The organism is Streptomyces ruber (genome assembly GCF_014648075.1).
Lineage (GTDB): Bacteria > Actinomycetota > Actinomycetes > Streptomycetales > Streptomycetaceae > Streptomyces > Streptomyces ruber.
On record NZ_BMQK01000081.1, the window covers coordinates 1 to 574 of the forward strand.

1 protein-coding gene is annotated in these 574 nt (G+C 42.9%); it reads left to right on the plus strand.

Annotated features, from left to right (window positions below):
* Positions 1 to 27: 27 nt before the first annotated feature.
* Positions 28 to 574 (plus strand): protein Ycf2 (locus IEZ04_RS36390; RefSeq protein ID WP_229821495.1); only part of this gene is annotated, 547 nt, incomplete at its 3' end.

Below are 574 nucleotides of genomic sequence, written 5' to 3' on the forward strand. Positions count from 1 at the left end.
GGCCTATTAGAAGTAGAAGGCGCTCTGGTGGGATCTTCACGGACAGAAAAAGATTGCAGTCCGTTTGATAATGATCGAGTTACATTGCTTCTTCGGCCCGAACCGAGGAATCCCTTAGATATGATGCAAAATGGATCTTGTTCTATCTTTGATCAGAGATTTCTCTATGAAAAATACGAATCGGAGTTTGAAGAAGGGGAACGAGAAGGAGTCCTCGAACCGCAACAGATAGAGGAGGATTTATTCAATCACATAGTTTGGGCTCCTAGAATATGGCGCCCTTGGGCCTTTCGATACAATCAAATAGAAAGGCCCAATGAATTGGGATTTCCCTATTGGGCTAGGTCATTTCGGGGCAAGCGGATCATTTATGATGAAGAGGATGAGCTTCAAGAGAATGATTCGGAGTTCTTGCAGAGTAGAACCGTGCAGTACCAGACAAGAGATAGATCTTCCAAAGAACAAGGCTTTTTTCTAATAAGCCAATTCATTTGGGACCCTGCAGATCCACTTTTTTTCCTATTCAAAAATCAGCCCTTTGTCTCTGTGTTTTCACATCGAGAATTACCAATCC